We start from the raw sequence: 13319 nt of genomic DNA, 5'->3' as shown, positions 1-13319 counted from the left end.
CCACGCTCTGGACAAGCAGGGAAACATCCTCGTTAATTCATCCCATGTCATCGGCGTTCGTCCCGCCGGGCGCACGAGCTGGGGTCAGTGGCTCCGACCCCTGCCGCCGCTCCTGAACCCCGCGCGACGGCCATGACGCCGGCCCGGCAGGCCGCCCTCGCCCCACCGGATCCGCGACCGCCATGTGCACCGCCGTGCCCGTGGCCCGTCGCGCCCGCTCACGGACAACGGAGTCTTCACCATGCCACTGCCCGACCGCCCCTTCGGCCGCAGAAACTTCCTCGCCGCGGCCGCTCTCGTGACCGGCACCACGGCCCTGCCCGGCCTGGTCCTCGCCCCGCGGGCCGCCGCCGCCGTACCGCCCCAGGTCACCCTCCCCGACCGCGGCATCTGGGACGACGCCACCTCGTCGACCTGGACCGACGGTTTCCTGAGCGGCAACGGCGAGTACGGCGCGGTCTACTACGGTGCGCCGACGCTCGAGAAGATGATCTTCAACCACCACCGGTTCGTCCTGCCCAACGGCAGCCGGGACGTCATGCCTCCCGTGATATCGGGCTACCTCGAGTCCGCCCGCGACAAGGCCCTGGCAGGCGACTACGCCGGTGCCTCCTCGACCTTCGCCCACGGGTGGAACCTGCGCTGGACGCAGACCTTCCACCCCGGCTACGAGCTGCAGCTGTCCACCCCGGGCATGACCACGGTCAACGACTTCGCCCGGATCACCGACTTCCGCACCGGCGAGGTCACCCACACCTGGACCGACCAGTACGGCACCTGGAAGCGACACGTCTTCGTCTCCCGCGCCGATCAGGTCATCGTCCACGAACTGCTGCCCGCCACCGGCCGCACCGTCGACACCACGATCAGCGTCAACACCGCCCTGGAAGGTGCGCCGACCAGCGTCACCTGCACCACCACCGCCACGAAGAGCGGCGCCGACGGCTACCTCAACCTGCGCGGCACCTATCCGTCCGGGGGCGCGTACGGCTACGAGGGAGTCACCCGGGTCGTCGTCACCGGCAGCAACGCATCGGTGACCGCGAGCGGGGCGACGCTCGTGGTCGCGAGAGCCACCAAGGTGCTGCTGCTGACCAAGCTCGGCCGGTACGAGACGGCCACCGGCTGGAACTCCCAGCCGCTGCAGACCGCGCTCGCGGCGCTCACCGCCGACTACGCCACCCTGCTCGGCCGCCACACCCCGAAGCACCAGGTGATGTACGACCGCTCCAGCCTCGACCTGAACGTCTCCACCGCCGACCGGCAGCTGTCCACCAGTGCCCTGATCGCACGCCAGAAGAGCAACTCCTCCACCATCGACCGCGCACTGCTGGAGCGCATGTACGACTCCGGCCGCTACCTGTTCGTCAGCTCCAGCGGCGTCCTGCCACCACGCCTGACGGGGATCTGGACCGGCACCTGGAACGGTTCCTGGGCCGACGACATCACCACCGACGCCAACATCAACCTGCAGGTCGCGGGCGCCAACATCCTCGATCTCGGCGACGCCATGCAGGGCTATTTCGATCTGGTCCTCGGCCAGTTGGCCCACTGGCGGGACAACGCGACCAACCTCTACGGCGCCCGCGGCTTCCTCGCCCCGTCCCGCACCGACGGGGAGTACGGGCACATGCTGCACTTCAACAGCGACAGCTTCCCCGGCGAGGCGTGGACCGGCGGTGCCGACTGGCTGCTCTACCCGCTGCTGGAGTACTACCAGGTCACCGGCGACGCCGACTTCCTGAAGAACAAGCTCGGTCCCGCCCTGATGGAGCTGGCCCTGTTCTACGAGGACTTCCTGACCCGTACCGACTCCAAGGGCAAGGCCGTCTTCGTCCCCTCCTTCTCCATGGAGAACACTCCGACCAGCACCGGCCAGTCGCTCTCCATCAACGCCACCGGCGACATCATGGCCGGCAAGCACGCCCTGCAGGCCGCCATCGACGCGGCAAACGAGCTCAACCTGGAGCAGGGCGGCGGCCAGGGCGTGGAGCGCTGGACCGCGCTGCTGGCCAAGCTGCCCGACTACACGATCAACGGCGACGGGGCGCTGGCCGAGTGGTCCTGGCCGGGCCTGACCGACCGCTACAACCACCGGCACGTCCACCACATGTACGGCGCCTGGCCACTGCACGAGATCAACCCCGAGGAGGAGCCCGACCTCGTCAAGTACGCCCGCAGGGCCCTGGACCTGCGCGGCGACGAGAACTACTCGGCCCACGGCAGCCTGCACCGGGCCCTGGCCCGCGCCCGCCTCAAGGACGCCCCGGGCGTCTACGCCAACCTGCTGAAGATCTACGGCAAGAACATGGTGTGGCGGTCCCTGATGACGTCCCACAACCCCAATCTGGACATCTACAACTGCGACGCCGCCAACGCCATACCGGGCGTGCTGGGCGAAGCCCTGGTCCACAGCCGCCCGGGCTTCCTGGAGATCCTCCCGGCCCTCCCGGACCAGCTGCCCTCCGGCACCATCAAGGGCGTACGGGGCCGCAACCGTGTCACCGTGCGGTCCCTGACCTGGGACACCGGCGCCCGTACCGCGACCGTCACGCTCGTCTCCGACATCGACCAGGACATCACCTTCGCGTGCCGGCGGGGCATGACCTCCGTCAGCACGCCGGCGACCGTGAAGACGTCCCCCCTGGGCAACCACGCCCGCGTCGTGTCGCTCACCGCCGGGACGGTCACCACGATCTCCGTCGGCCTGCTGACCGGTCCGTTCAAGCTGGTGAACCACAACAGCGGCAAGGTCATGGAGGTATCGGCCTCCTCCACCGACAACGGCGGCTCCGTCATCCAGTACGACTGGTCGGGCAGCCCCAACCAGCAGTGGAAGCTGCTGCCCGGCTACGACGGCTCGTTCCGGCTGTCCAACGTCAACAGCGGCAAGGTGCTGGACGACCCGGGGAGTTCCACCAGCGCCGGCACGGCCCTGGACCAGTGGTCGGACACCGACTCCGCCAACCAGTGGTGGAAGGTCGTGCCGGCGTCCACCAGCGGCTACTACCGCCTCGTCAACGTCAAGAGCGGGCTCTGCGCGGACGTGCAGGGCAACTCCACGGACAACCGCGCCAAGGTCATCCAGTGGCCCGCCACCAGCGGAGCGAACCAAGAGTGGCAGCTCGTGGGGCTGTGAGGGGTGTCACGGATCCATCCCACTATTGATGGGATGGATCTTCCGTGGTCGCTACACAGCGATCCTTCCCTAGATCACTTCACACGCTTTACCTGCAACTTTGCCCAAGCCTCTAGACGGCTCGACCCAACAGCATCTATAAACATCCCATCTCTTCACGAACGACACACAGGTGTCGTCTCGGCGTAACAACTCCCGCTACGGGACCAGCGCGAGGAATCCAACGATGAGACTCAGATCCGCTCTCTGCTCGGCCGCTTCCGTCGTCTGCGCACTGACGCTGCTCAGCGCCTGCGGCGGCGGCTCCACCACCGCCGCGTCGTCGAGCGGCAAGCCGCTCGTGGGTGTCGACTACCCCCGCTCCGACACCGACTTCTGGAACTCGTACATCAAGTACACGCCCCAGTTCGCCAAGGAGCTGGGCCTGGACCTGAAGACCACCAACTCGCAGAACGACGTCGCCAAGCTGACCGCGAACGCGCAGACCTTCATGAGCCAGGGGGTCAAGGGCGTCGCGATGGCCCCGCAGGACACCGCCGCCATCGCGCCGACCCTGGCGCAGATGGAGGCCAAGAAGATCCCCGTCGTCACCGTGGACACCCGCCCCGACAGCGGCAAGGTCTACATGGTCGTCCGCGCCGACAACCGCGCCTACGGCGAGAAGGCCTGCCAGTTCCTCGGCACCAAGCTGGGCGGCAAGGGCAAGGTCGTCATGCTCCAGGGCGGCCTCGACTCGATCAACGGCCGTGACCGCACCGAGGCGTTCAACGACTGCATGAAGAAGAACTACCCCGGGATCAAGGTCTTCGGCGAGGCCACCAACTGGGACGGAGCGATAGCGGCCCAGAAGCTCCAGACCGACCTGACCGCCAACCCGGACATCAAGGGCGTCTACATGCAGTCCAGCTTCGCCCTGTCCGGCACGCTCCAGGTGCTCAAGCAGCGCGGTCTGCTGGTCGACCCGAAGAACAAGAAGCACGTGTTCGTGGTCTCCAACGACGGCATCCCCGAGGAGCTCAAGTCCATCGCCGCGGGCAAGATCGACGCCACCGTCTCCCAGCCGGCCGACCTCTACGCCAAGTACGCCCTGTACTACCTGAAGGCCGCGATCGACGGGAAGAAGTTCAAGCCCGGCAAGACCGACCACGACAGCACCATCATCCAGGTCCGTCCCGGCCTGCTGGAGGACCAGCTCTCCGCCCCGCTGGTCACGGCGGACGGCGGTACCTATGGCGGCGTCGCCAGCGTCAAGAGCGACGACAAGGCCCTCTGGGGCAACAACCTCGGCTGACATTCCCCCGGCACAGCGACGGCTGACGAGAACTAGGCGGTTGAGATGAAGGACGGGGAGCGAACAGCGAACCCCGTGCCCGTCCCGGCGGACCATGGGCGGGCCTCCACGGGCCTGCCCATCGTCGAGGCGACGGGCATAGTCAAACGATTCGGTCCGACGGTGGCCCTGAACGGCGCCCGGATCACCATCAGAGCCGGCGAGACCCACGCGCTCGTCGGACGCAACGGGGCGGGCAAGTCGACCCTGGTGTCCGTCCTCACGGGTCTGCAGTCGCCGGACGAGGGCAAGGTCACCTTCGGCGGCAGCCCCGCACCGCGACTCGCGGACCGCGACGCCTGGCGGCAGCGCGTGGCCTGCGTCTACCAGAAGTCCACGATCATCCCCACGCTGACCGTCGCGGAGAACCTCTTCCTGAACCGGCACGACCACGGACGCAACCGGCTGATCAGCTGGACGGGCGTGCGCCGCCGGGCGCAGGAACTGCTGTCGACCTGGTCGGTGGACGTCGACCCGCAGACCCCGGCCGGCGACCTGAACGTGGAGCAGCGGCAGTTCGTGGAGATCGCCCGGGCGCTGTCCTTCGGGGCCCGGTTCATCATCCTCGACGAACCCACCGCGCAACTCGACGGGGCGGCGATCAACCGGCTCTTCGACCGCATCCGCGACCTGCAACGCCAGGGCGTGACCTTCCTGTTCATCAGTCACCACCTGCAAGAGGTCTACGAGATCTGCGACATGGTCACGGTGTTCCGCGACGCCCGGCACATCGTGACCGCCCCGGTCGCCGGTCTCCCCCGCACCGAGCTCGTCGCCGCGATGACCGGCGAGGCGGCGGCGGACCGGCGGCAGGAACGCCCCAGCAGCCTGAACCGCACCGCACCGCCCGCGCTGTCCGTGCGGGCGCTGGGCAGTGACAACGACTACGGTGACGTGTCGTTCCGGGTGGGCGCCGGGGAGATCGTCGGACTCGCGGGGGCCGCCGCCAGCGGTCGTACCGAGGTCGCCGAGACCGTCGTGGGTCTGCGGGCCGCCACGACCGGCAACATCGAGATCGCCGGGCGCCGGCCCCGGCCGGGCAGCGTGCCGGCCGCCCTCGCGGCCGGTGCCGGGTTCGTCCCGCAGGACCGGCACCACCAGGGCTTCGTGCCCGACATGTCGATCGCGGACAACGCCACGCTGTCCGTGCCCCAGCGGCTCGGCTCCAACGGGTTCCTGAACCGCGGCCGGCGGGACCGGCTCGCCGAGGACATGATCCAGAACCTGGCGATCAAGACACCCGGCCCTGAGCTGCCCGTCTCCGGACTCTCCGGAGGCAACCAGCAGAAGGTCGTCATGGCCCGTGCCCTGGCCGACGACCCCCGGCTGCTGGTCCTGATCAACCCGACCGCGGGCGTGGACGTGCGGTCGAAGGAATTCCTCCTCGGCAAGGTCGAGGAGACCGCGGAGAGCGGCACCGGAGTGCTCATCGCCTCCGACGAGCTCGACGACCTGCGCATGTGCGACCGCGTCCTGGTGATGTTCCAGGGCCGTGTGACGAACGAGATCGCCCGAGGCTGGCACGACCACGACCTCGTCGCCGCGATGGAAGGAATGGACCTCAATGCCTGAAACCGTCGTCGCCGACGCGTCCGTCACCACGACGGACGCGCACCGCGCGAAGCGGACCGCGCTGCTCGGCGGCCGGATCCCGCTGGCCCGGCTGCGCGACCTCGCCCTCGTTCCCGCGATCGTGGCCATCGCGATCGTCGGCCAGATCGTCAACCCGGTCTTCCTGCAGGCCGACAACCTCATCAACGTCCTGCAGACCATGTCCGAGATGGCGCTGCTGGTCCTCGCGCAGACGATGATCCTTATCGTCAAGAAGATGGACCTGTCCCTGGAGTCGACGATGGGTCTCGCGCCCGGCGTGGCCGCCTGGCTCGTGGTGCCGGCCGGAGCCGGACACGGGCTCGGGCTCATACCCGGTGGCCTGTCGATCCCCGTGACCCTGGCCGTGGGTCTGCTGATCGGCGTCATCAACTCCGTGCTGATCATCCGCTTCGGCCTCAACGGCTTCATCGTCACGCTCGGCATGCTGATCGTGCTGCGCGGCATCCTCACCGGCATCTCCGGCGGCCAGACGTTCTTCCAGCTGCCGTCGTCGATGCTCTACCTGGGCACCGCCCAGTGGTTCGGCATGCCGGCCTCGATCTGGATCTGCCTGGCCCTGTTCGCCGTCGCGATCGTCGTCCTCGGCTGGACCAGCTTCGGCCGTTCGCTCTACGCCATCGGCGGCAACGTCGACGCGGCGAAGGCGGCCGGCATCCGCACCGACCGGGTGCTGTGGATCGTCATCGTCACCGGCAGCCTGCTCGCCGCCCTGGCGGGGCTGATGCTCTCCGGACGGCTGGCCTCCGTCGCCTCCGCCCAGGGCAACGGCTACATCTTCACCGTGTTCGCCGCGGCCGTCATCGGCGGCATCAGCCTCAACGGCGGCAAGGGCACCGTGTTCGGCGCCTTCAGCGGCATCCTGCTGCTCTTCATGATCCAGAACGTGCTCACCCTGGCCGGTGTCCCCGCCCAGTGGATCGGCGCCCTCAACGGCCTGATCATCCTGGTCGCCCTGACCATCTCCCGGATCACGGGCGGCAAGGTCCAGGAGTGAACCGGGCGGCCTTCGCCGCCGGACACCGATCACCGCCTCACCCTTCCCGCCGCAGGGGGGCCATGCGCCCCGCCCGCCCCCACAGGAGTTGCCGCCATGTCCTCGCCCGTGCCCGCTACCGCCCGCATCATCGCCCTGGACGTCCTCGACGTCCGCTTCCCCACCTCCGAGCATCTCGACGGCTCGGACGCGATGAACCCCGAGCCCGACTACTCGGCCGCCTACGTGGTCCTGCGCACCGACGCCGGCGACGGGCTGGAGGGCCACGCGCTGGCCTTCACCACCGGACGGGGCAACGACGCGCAGGCCGCCGCCATCGCCACCCTCGCCCCGCACGTCGTCGGACGGTCGGTCGAGGAGGTCTGCGGCGACCTCGGTGCCTTTTCCCGCTCCCTCGTCCACGACCCCCAACTGCGCTGGCTGGGGCCGGAGAAGGGAGCCATCCACATGGCGACGGGCGCCGTCGTCAACGCCGCCTGGGACCTCGCGGCCAAGCGCGCCGGCAAGCCCGTCTGGCGCCTCCTCGGGGAGATGTCCCCCGAGGAGCTCGTCGCACAGGTGGACTTCCGCTGGCTGTCCGACGCGCTCACCCCCGAGGAGGCCCTGGAGATCCTGCGCCGCGCCGAGCCGGGCCGCGAGCGGCGCATCGGCCTGCTGATCGACGGCGGCTACCCCGCGTACACGACCACTCCGGGCTGGCTCGGCTACTCCGACGAGAAGCTGGCCCGGCTCTCCCGGGAGGCCGTCGCCGACGGCTTCACCCAGATCAAGCTGAAGGTGGGGGCGTCGCTGGAGGACGACATCCGGCGCATGCGTGTCGCCCGCGAGGCCGTCGGCCCGGACATCCGCGTCGCGGTCGACGCCAACCAGAGATGGGACGTCCAGCCCGCCATCGACTGGATGCGCGAGCTGGCCCCCTTCGACCCGTACTGGATCGAGGAGCCCACCTCCCCCGACGACATCCTCGGCCACGCGGCCGTCCGCAAGGGGCTCAGCCCGATCAAGGTCGCCACCGGCGAGCACATCGCCAACCGGGTCGTCTTCAAGCAGCTGTTGCAGGCCGGCGCGGTGGACATCGTGCAGATCGACTCGGCGCGCGTCGGCGGGGTCAACGAGAACATCGCGATCCTGCTGCTCGCCGCGAAGTTCGGCGTGCCGGTCTGCCCGCACGCCGGTGGAGTGGGCCTGTGCGAGATGGTGCAGCACCTGTCCATGTTCGACTACGTCGCCGTCTCCGGCACCACCGAGGACCGCGTCATCGAGTACGTCGACCACCTGCACGAGCACTTCGTCGACCCGGTGCGCGTCGTCGACGGCCACTACCTCGCACCGGCCCTGCCCGGGCTGAGCGCGCAGATGCACCCGGAGTCCCTCAAGGAGTACTCGTACCCCGACGGCCCGGTCTGGTCCTCCCGTGTCTGAGTTCGCGCCCCTGGTCGACTCCCACCACCACGTGTGGGACCTGGAGCGGCGTGCGCAGCCCTGGCTGGACGAGCCCGGCCTCGAACCGATCCGCCGCACCTACGGCGTCGAGGACCTGCGGCGGGAGGCGATCCGGCCGATCGCGGGCCGGTGGCTGGCGCGGACCGTGCTCGTCCAGTGCGTCGCGTCGCTGCCGGAGACGGCGGAACTGCTCCTGCTCGCCGACAAGGACCCGCTGGTCGGCGCGGTCGTCGGCTGGGCGGATCTCGCCGGGGCCGACGTCGGGGACATGCTCGACGTGCTCCTCGCCGGTACCGGGGGCAGGAACCTCCGGGCCGTGCGGCACGTGGTGCAGGCGGAGCCCGATCCGGAGTGGTTGCAGCAGCCGGTCGTCGAACGGGGCCTGCGCGCCGTCCAGGACCGGGGCCTCGGCTACGACGTGCTCATCCGCAGTCATCAGTTCCCGCAGGCCATTCGCCTCGCCCAGCGCTTCCCCGAGCTTCCCCTGGTCCTGGACCACGCGGGGAAGCCCCCCATCGGCCCGCACGCGCACCGCGACACCCTGCCCGACTGGCAGCGGCGGGTACGTGTGCTGGCCGGCTTCCCGCAGGTGCGGTGCAAGGTCTCCGGGCTGATCACCGAGGCCGACCACCGCGAGTGGACCATCGCCGACATCCGGCCGGTGTGGGACACCCTGCTGGCCGCCTTCGGCCCCTACCGGCTCATGTTCGGCTCCGACTGGCCCGTCTGCGTCCTGGCCGGCGGCTGGGCCCGCTGGGCGGCCACCGTCGAGGAGCTGCTGCACGGTTTCTCGGAGCACGAGAAGCAGGCGCTGCTGTGCGACACGGCGGCCGGCTTCTACCGGCTGTACGAGACACAGGAAGAGGCGTCTGCATGCTGCTGACCGAACTGCTCCACCCCGGCATCCTCGAAGCGCTCGCGGGAGCCGGGCACGGGGCCCGCGTCCTGCTCGCGGACGGCCACTACCCCGCCAGCACCGCCGTCGGGGAACGCGCGAGGATCGTCCACCTCAACCTCTCACCCGGCGTGCTCGACGTCAGCACCGTCCTCGACGTCCTGCTGCGGGCTCTGCCCGTCGAAACGGCTCACGTCATGGTGCCGCCGGAGGGGGAGCCGGAACCGCCTGCCATCGCCGAGTACCGCTCCCGGCTCGCGCCCGTCCCCGTCGAGACGCTCGGCCGCTTCGAGTTCTACGACGCCGCCCGCTCACCCGACCTCGCCCTGGCCGTCGTCACCGCCGACATCCGTACCTACGCCAACCTGCTGCTGACCATCGGCGTCCGCGCTGAAAGGACCCTGACCCCGCGATGACTCTCGCCGTTCGCTATCTCGCCGCCCGAACTCTCGACACCGCACCCGCCGAAAGCGCCGAACCCGGCCCGGGTGAGGTGCAGGTGGCCCCCGCCTACGTCGGTATCTGCGGCACCGACCTGCACATCTTCCACGGTGACATGGACGCCCGTGTCGCGACGCCCGCCGTGCTCGGGCACGAGATGTCCGGCCGCGTCGTGGCGGTGGGGGCGGGTGTCGAGGGCTGGCGCCCCGGGGACGCGGTGACCGTGATGCCGCTGCGCTGGGACGACAGCTGCCCGGCCTGCCGCTCCGGTCACCGGCACATCTGCCAGCACCTGGACTTCATCGGCATCGACTCCCCGGGGGCGATGCAGCAGCGCTGGACCGTACCCGCCACCACCCTCGTCCGCCTGCCCCACTCGATGCCCCTGGACCAGGCCGCGCTCGTCGAGCCCACCGCGGTCGCCGTGCACGACGTCGGCCGGGCCGGTGTGCGCCACGGCGAGAAGGTCGTCGTGGTAGGTGGTGGTCCGGTCGGCATCCTCATCGCCCTGGTCGCCCGGGCCGCCGGCGCCGAGGTGCGGGTGGTGGAACTCAGCGCACACCGGCGGCTGCTCGCCGAGGAACTGGGCCTGGCCACCTGGGACCCGGCCGCAGCCGACGTACCCTCGCTGGTCGGCGAGTGGACCGGCGACGCGGGCGCCGACGTGGCCTTCGAGGTGTCCGGTGCCGCCGGCGGCGTCGACACGGCCGTCGAGGTCCTCGGAGTGCGCGGGCGGCTGTGCCTGGTCGCCATCCACCCCAGGCCCCGCGAGATCAACCTGCACCGCTTCTTCTGGCGCGAACTCACCCTCGTCGGGGCCCGGTTGTACGACCGCTCCGACTTCGAGAAGGCGGTCGCCCTGGTCGCAGACGGCACCGTCGCCGCCCACCGCCTCATCAGCAAGGTCGTCCCGCTCACCCAGGCACCGGCCGCCTTCGAGGCCCTGGAGGGTGGCGGTGACGTGATGAAGATCCTCGTCGACTGCACCACCGACTCCGAGGGAGCCGCCGCGTGAACGCCTTCGACCTCACCGGAAAGCTCGCCGTCGTCACCGGCGCCAGTCGTGGCATCGGCCGCGCCATGGCCCGGGGCCTCGCCGAGGCCGGCGCCGACATCGTCGGCGTCAGCGCGTCACTGGAGGCGGGCAGCGACGTCGAGAAGGACGTCACCGCCGCGGGCCGCACCTTCGAGGCGATCCGCACCGACTTCGCCGACCCCGAGGCCGTACGGGCACTCGGCGCGGACCTCGCCGGGCGCGAGCGCCCGGTGGACATCCTCGTCAACAACGCCGGCACCATCCGCCGTACGCCCGCCGCGCAGCACTCCGACGCGGACTGGGAGCTGGTGCTCCAGGTCAATCTCAGCGCGCAGTTCGCGCTCACCCGCGCGGTCGGGGCGGGCATGGTCGCCCGCGGGCACGGCAAGGTCATCTTCACGGCTTCGCTGCTGAGCTACCAGGGCGGCATCACCGTGCCCGGCTACACCGCCGCCAAGCACGGGATCGCCGGCCTGACCAAGGCGCTGGCCAACGAGTGGGCCCCGCACGGCGTCAACGTCAACGCCATCGCGCCCGGCTACATCGCCACCGACAACACCCAGGCGCTCCAGGACGACCCGGCGCGCAGCAAGGCCATCCTGGAGCGGATTCCGGCCGGCCGCTGGGGCTCTGCCGACGATCTCGCCGGTGCGACCGTCTTCCTCGCGTCGGGTGCGGCCGACTACATCCACGGCACCACCCTGCCCGTCGACGGCGGATGGCTCGGCCGATGAGCGCGACGAGCGGCACCGGCCTGACGGCCGTCCTCGCGGGGGCGCGTCTCCTGCCGGTGCTGACCGTGCCGTCCGTGGCGAGTGCCGGCCCGCTGGCCGACGCGCTCGCGGCCGGCGGCGCCCGGTGCGCCGAGGTCACCTTCCGCACGCCCGATGCCGAGCAGGTCCTCAAGGCGATGGCGGCCCACGGGGGCCTGACCGTCGGCGCCGGCACCGTCCTCACGGCCGAGCAGGCGGAACGGGCCGTGGCGGCCGGAGCCCGGTTCCTCGTCTCCCCCGGTTTCGACGCGGAGGTCGTCGACCGGGGGCGGGAGTTGGGGGTTCCGGTCGTGCCCGGCATCGCGACCGCGACCGAGTTGATGCGCGCGCTGACGGCGGGCCTGGACACGGTCAAGCTGTTCCCCGCCGAGCCGCTCGGCGGAACCCGGATGCTCCGGGCACTGGCGGCGCCCTTCCCGCAGGCCCGTTTCGTGCCCACCGGCGGCATCGGCCCGGACCAGATGCCCGGCTACCTCTCCCACCCGGCGGTCCTCGCCGTGGGCGGCAGCTGGATGGTCGCCTCCGGCCACCTGGAGCGCGGCGCGTACGCGGAGATCCGCCGGCTGACCGCCGAGGCCGTGGAGAGGAGTGCGCCGTGACCGAGGTGATCGCCCTGGGCGAGGTGATGCTGCGCTTCGACCCGGGCGAGGGACGGATCCGCACCTCCCGCTCCTTCCAGGTGTGGGAGGGGGGCGGTGAGTACAACGTGGTACGGGGTCTGCGCCGCTGTTTCGGACTGCGCACCGCGGTCGTCACCGCCCTCGCCGACAACGCCGTGGGCCGGCTGGTGGAGGACCTGGTCCTGCAGGGCGGCGTCGACACCTCGCTGATCCGCTGGGTCCCCGACGACGGCATCGGCCGCAGCGCCCGCAACGGCCTGAACTTCGTGGAACGCGGCTACGGCATCCGCGGCGCTCTCGGCGTCAGCGACCGGGCGAACACGGCCGTGTCGCAGCTGCGGAAGGGGGACGTCGACTGGGATGCCGTCTTCTCCGGCACGGTGCGCTGGTTCCACACCGGCGGCGTCTTCGCCGGCCTGTCGGACACCACCCTGGATGTGGCCGACGAGGCGATGGCAGCCGCTCGCCGTCATGGCGTCACCGTCTCCTACGACCCCAACTACCGCCCCAGCCTCTGGGCCGGCCGTGGCGGTGCCGACGGCGCCCGGGAGGCGGACCTGCGCCTCGCCCGGCATGCCGACGTGGTCGTGGGTGCCCTGGGTCTCGCGGGCAGCCGTCCGGGCGCCTGCCGCCTCACGGCCGACGAGGTTCCCGACGCGCTCGCCGAGGTCGCCGGTCTGCTGCCCGGGGTGAGCGTGCTGGCCACGACGTTGCGCGAGGTGCCGTCCGCCGGCGTCAACGACTGGTCCGCGGTCGCCTGGTCACGCGGGGCCGGCCTCGTCGCCGGTCCGCGGATGCCCGGACTGCACGTCCTGGACCGCATCGGCTCGGGCGACGGCTTCGCCGCGGGACTCGTCTACGGCCTGCTCACCGGTGCGGGCCTGGAACAGGCCGTCGCCTACGGCACCGCCCACGGCGCCCTCGTCATGACCACCCCGGGGGACGTCTCCATGGCCACCCTCGCCGAGGTGGAAGCGCTCGTCGCGGGCGGCTCGGCCCACGTCAGACGCTGACCGCACGCACCTGTCATCCCG

General features: G+C 70.7%; 11 protein-coding genes. All 11 read left to right on the top strand.

Annotation, left to right across the window (positions count from 1 at the left end; all coding sequences use genetic code 11):
* Positions 1–241 precede the first annotated feature (241 nt).
* The 11 genes from ACFCXS_RS17205 to ACFCXS_RS17155 all read left to right on the top strand — a co-directional run bounded on the left by ACFCXS_RS17205 (position 242) and on the right by ACFCXS_RS17155 (position 13298).
* The gene (locus ACFCXS_RS17205; RefSeq protein ID WP_376644156.1) at positions 242–3139 is read left to right on the top strand and encodes an RICIN domain-containing protein; all 2898 of its coding nucleotides are present in this window, start codon (positions 242–244) and stop codon (positions 3137–3139) included.
* 226 nt (positions 3140–3365) lie between these two features.
* Positions 3366–4430: a sugar ABC transporter substrate-binding protein gene (locus tag ACFCXS_RS17200; protein WP_376644155.1), complete on the top strand. Its 1065-nt coding sequence runs from the start codon at positions 3366–3368 to the stop codon at positions 4428–4430.
* Positions 4431–4475: 45 nt separating this feature from the next.
* Positions 4476–6041: a sugar ABC transporter ATP-binding protein gene (locus ACFCXS_RS17195; RefSeq protein ID WP_376644154.1), complete on the top strand. Its 1566-nt coding sequence runs from the start codon at positions 4476–4478 to the stop codon at positions 6039–6041.
* Positions 6034–7077 carry an ABC transporter permease gene (locus ACFCXS_RS17190; RefSeq protein ID WP_376644153.1) on the top strand — a complete coding sequence of 348 codons (1044 nt, stop codon included), beginning with the start codon at positions 6034–6036 and terminating at the stop codon, positions 7075–7077. The genes ACFCXS_RS17195 and ACFCXS_RS17190 overlap by 8 nt, the downstream gene beginning before the upstream one ends.
* A 96-nt stretch (positions 7078–7173) precedes the next feature.
* Entirely contained in the window at positions 7174–8499 is a 1326-nt protein-coding gene (locus tag ACFCXS_RS17185; protein ID WP_376644152.1) for an L-fuconate dehydratase, read from the top strand.
* Positions 8492–9403 carry an amidohydrolase family protein gene (locus ACFCXS_RS17180; protein WP_376644151.1) on the top strand — a complete coding sequence of 304 codons (912 nt, stop codon included), beginning with the start codon at positions 8492–8494 and terminating at the stop codon, positions 9401–9403. Before ACFCXS_RS17185 ends, ACFCXS_RS17180 begins: the two co-directional genes overlap by 8 nt.
* Positions 9394–9831: an RbsD/FucU domain-containing protein gene (locus ACFCXS_RS17175; protein ID WP_352098623.1), complete on the top strand. Its 438-nt coding sequence runs from the start codon at positions 9394–9396 to the stop codon at positions 9829–9831. The genes ACFCXS_RS17180 and ACFCXS_RS17175 overlap by 10 nt, the downstream gene beginning before the upstream one ends.
* Positions 9828–10871, top strand: coding sequence for a zinc-binding dehydrogenase (locus tag ACFCXS_RS17170; RefSeq protein WP_376644150.1), 1044 nt, complete (start codon positions 9828–9830; stop codon positions 10869–10871). The genes ACFCXS_RS17175 and ACFCXS_RS17170 overlap by 4 nt, the downstream gene beginning before the upstream one ends.
* Positions 10868–11626, top strand: coding sequence for an SDR family oxidoreductase (locus tag ACFCXS_RS17165; protein WP_376644149.1), 759 nt, complete (start codon positions 10868–10870; stop codon positions 11624–11626). Before ACFCXS_RS17170 ends, ACFCXS_RS17165 begins: the two co-directional genes overlap by 4 nt.
* Entirely contained in the window at positions 11623–12264 is a 642-nt protein-coding gene (locus ACFCXS_RS17160) for a bifunctional 4-hydroxy-2-oxoglutarate aldolase/2-dehydro-3-deoxy-phosphogluconate aldolase (RefSeq protein WP_376644148.1), read from the top strand. Before ACFCXS_RS17165 ends, ACFCXS_RS17160 begins: the two co-directional genes overlap by 4 nt.
* A complete protein-coding gene (locus ACFCXS_RS17155) occupies positions 12261–13298 on the top strand; it encodes a PfkB family carbohydrate kinase (protein ID WP_376644147.1) in 1038 nt (345 codons plus the stop codon). Before ACFCXS_RS17160 ends, ACFCXS_RS17155 begins: the two co-directional genes overlap by 4 nt.
* Positions 13299–13319 lie beyond the last annotated feature (21 nt).

Source organism: Streptomyces sp. NPDC056373, assembly GCF_042262425.1.
GTDB lineage: Bacteria > Actinomycetota > Actinomycetes > Streptomycetales > Streptomycetaceae > Streptomyces.
Note: the sequence above shows the minus strand (reverse complement) of the source record. Positions and strands in the feature narration are given on the sequence as shown.

What these genes read in the sequence shown, in the direction of transcription:
- ACFCXS_RS17200 (WP_376644155.1), top strand. Translation starts at nt 3,366, where the DNA reads ATGAGACTCAGATCCGCTCTCTGCTCGGCCGCTTCCGTCGTCTGCGCA.
- ACFCXS_RS17205 (WP_376644156.1), top strand. Translation starts at nt 242, where the DNA reads ATGCCACTGCCCGACCGCCCCTTCGGCCGCAGAAACTTCCTCGCCGCG.
- ACFCXS_RS17170 (WP_376644150.1), top strand. Translation starts at nt 9,828, where the DNA reads ATGACTCTCGCCGTTCGCTATCTCGCCGCCCGAACTCTCGACACCGCA.
- ACFCXS_RS17190 (WP_376644153.1), top strand. Translation starts at nt 6,034, where the DNA reads ATGCCTGAAACCGTCGTCGCCGACGCGTCCGTCACCACGACGGACGCG.
- ACFCXS_RS17195 (WP_376644154.1), top strand. Translation starts at nt 4,476, where the DNA reads ATGAAGGACGGGGAGCGAACAGCGAACCCCGTGCCCGTCCCGGCGGAC.
- ACFCXS_RS17185 (WP_376644152.1), top strand. Translation starts at nt 7,174, where the DNA reads ATGTCCTCGCCCGTGCCCGCTACCGCCCGCATCATCGCCCTGGACGTC.
- ACFCXS_RS17175 (WP_352098623.1), top strand. Translation starts at nt 9,394, where the DNA reads ATGCTGCTGACCGAACTGCTCCACCCCGGCATCCTCGAAGCGCTCGCG.
- ACFCXS_RS17160 (WP_376644148.1), top strand. Translation starts at nt 11,623, where the DNA reads ATGAGCGCGACGAGCGGCACCGGCCTGACGGCCGTCCTCGCGGGGGCG.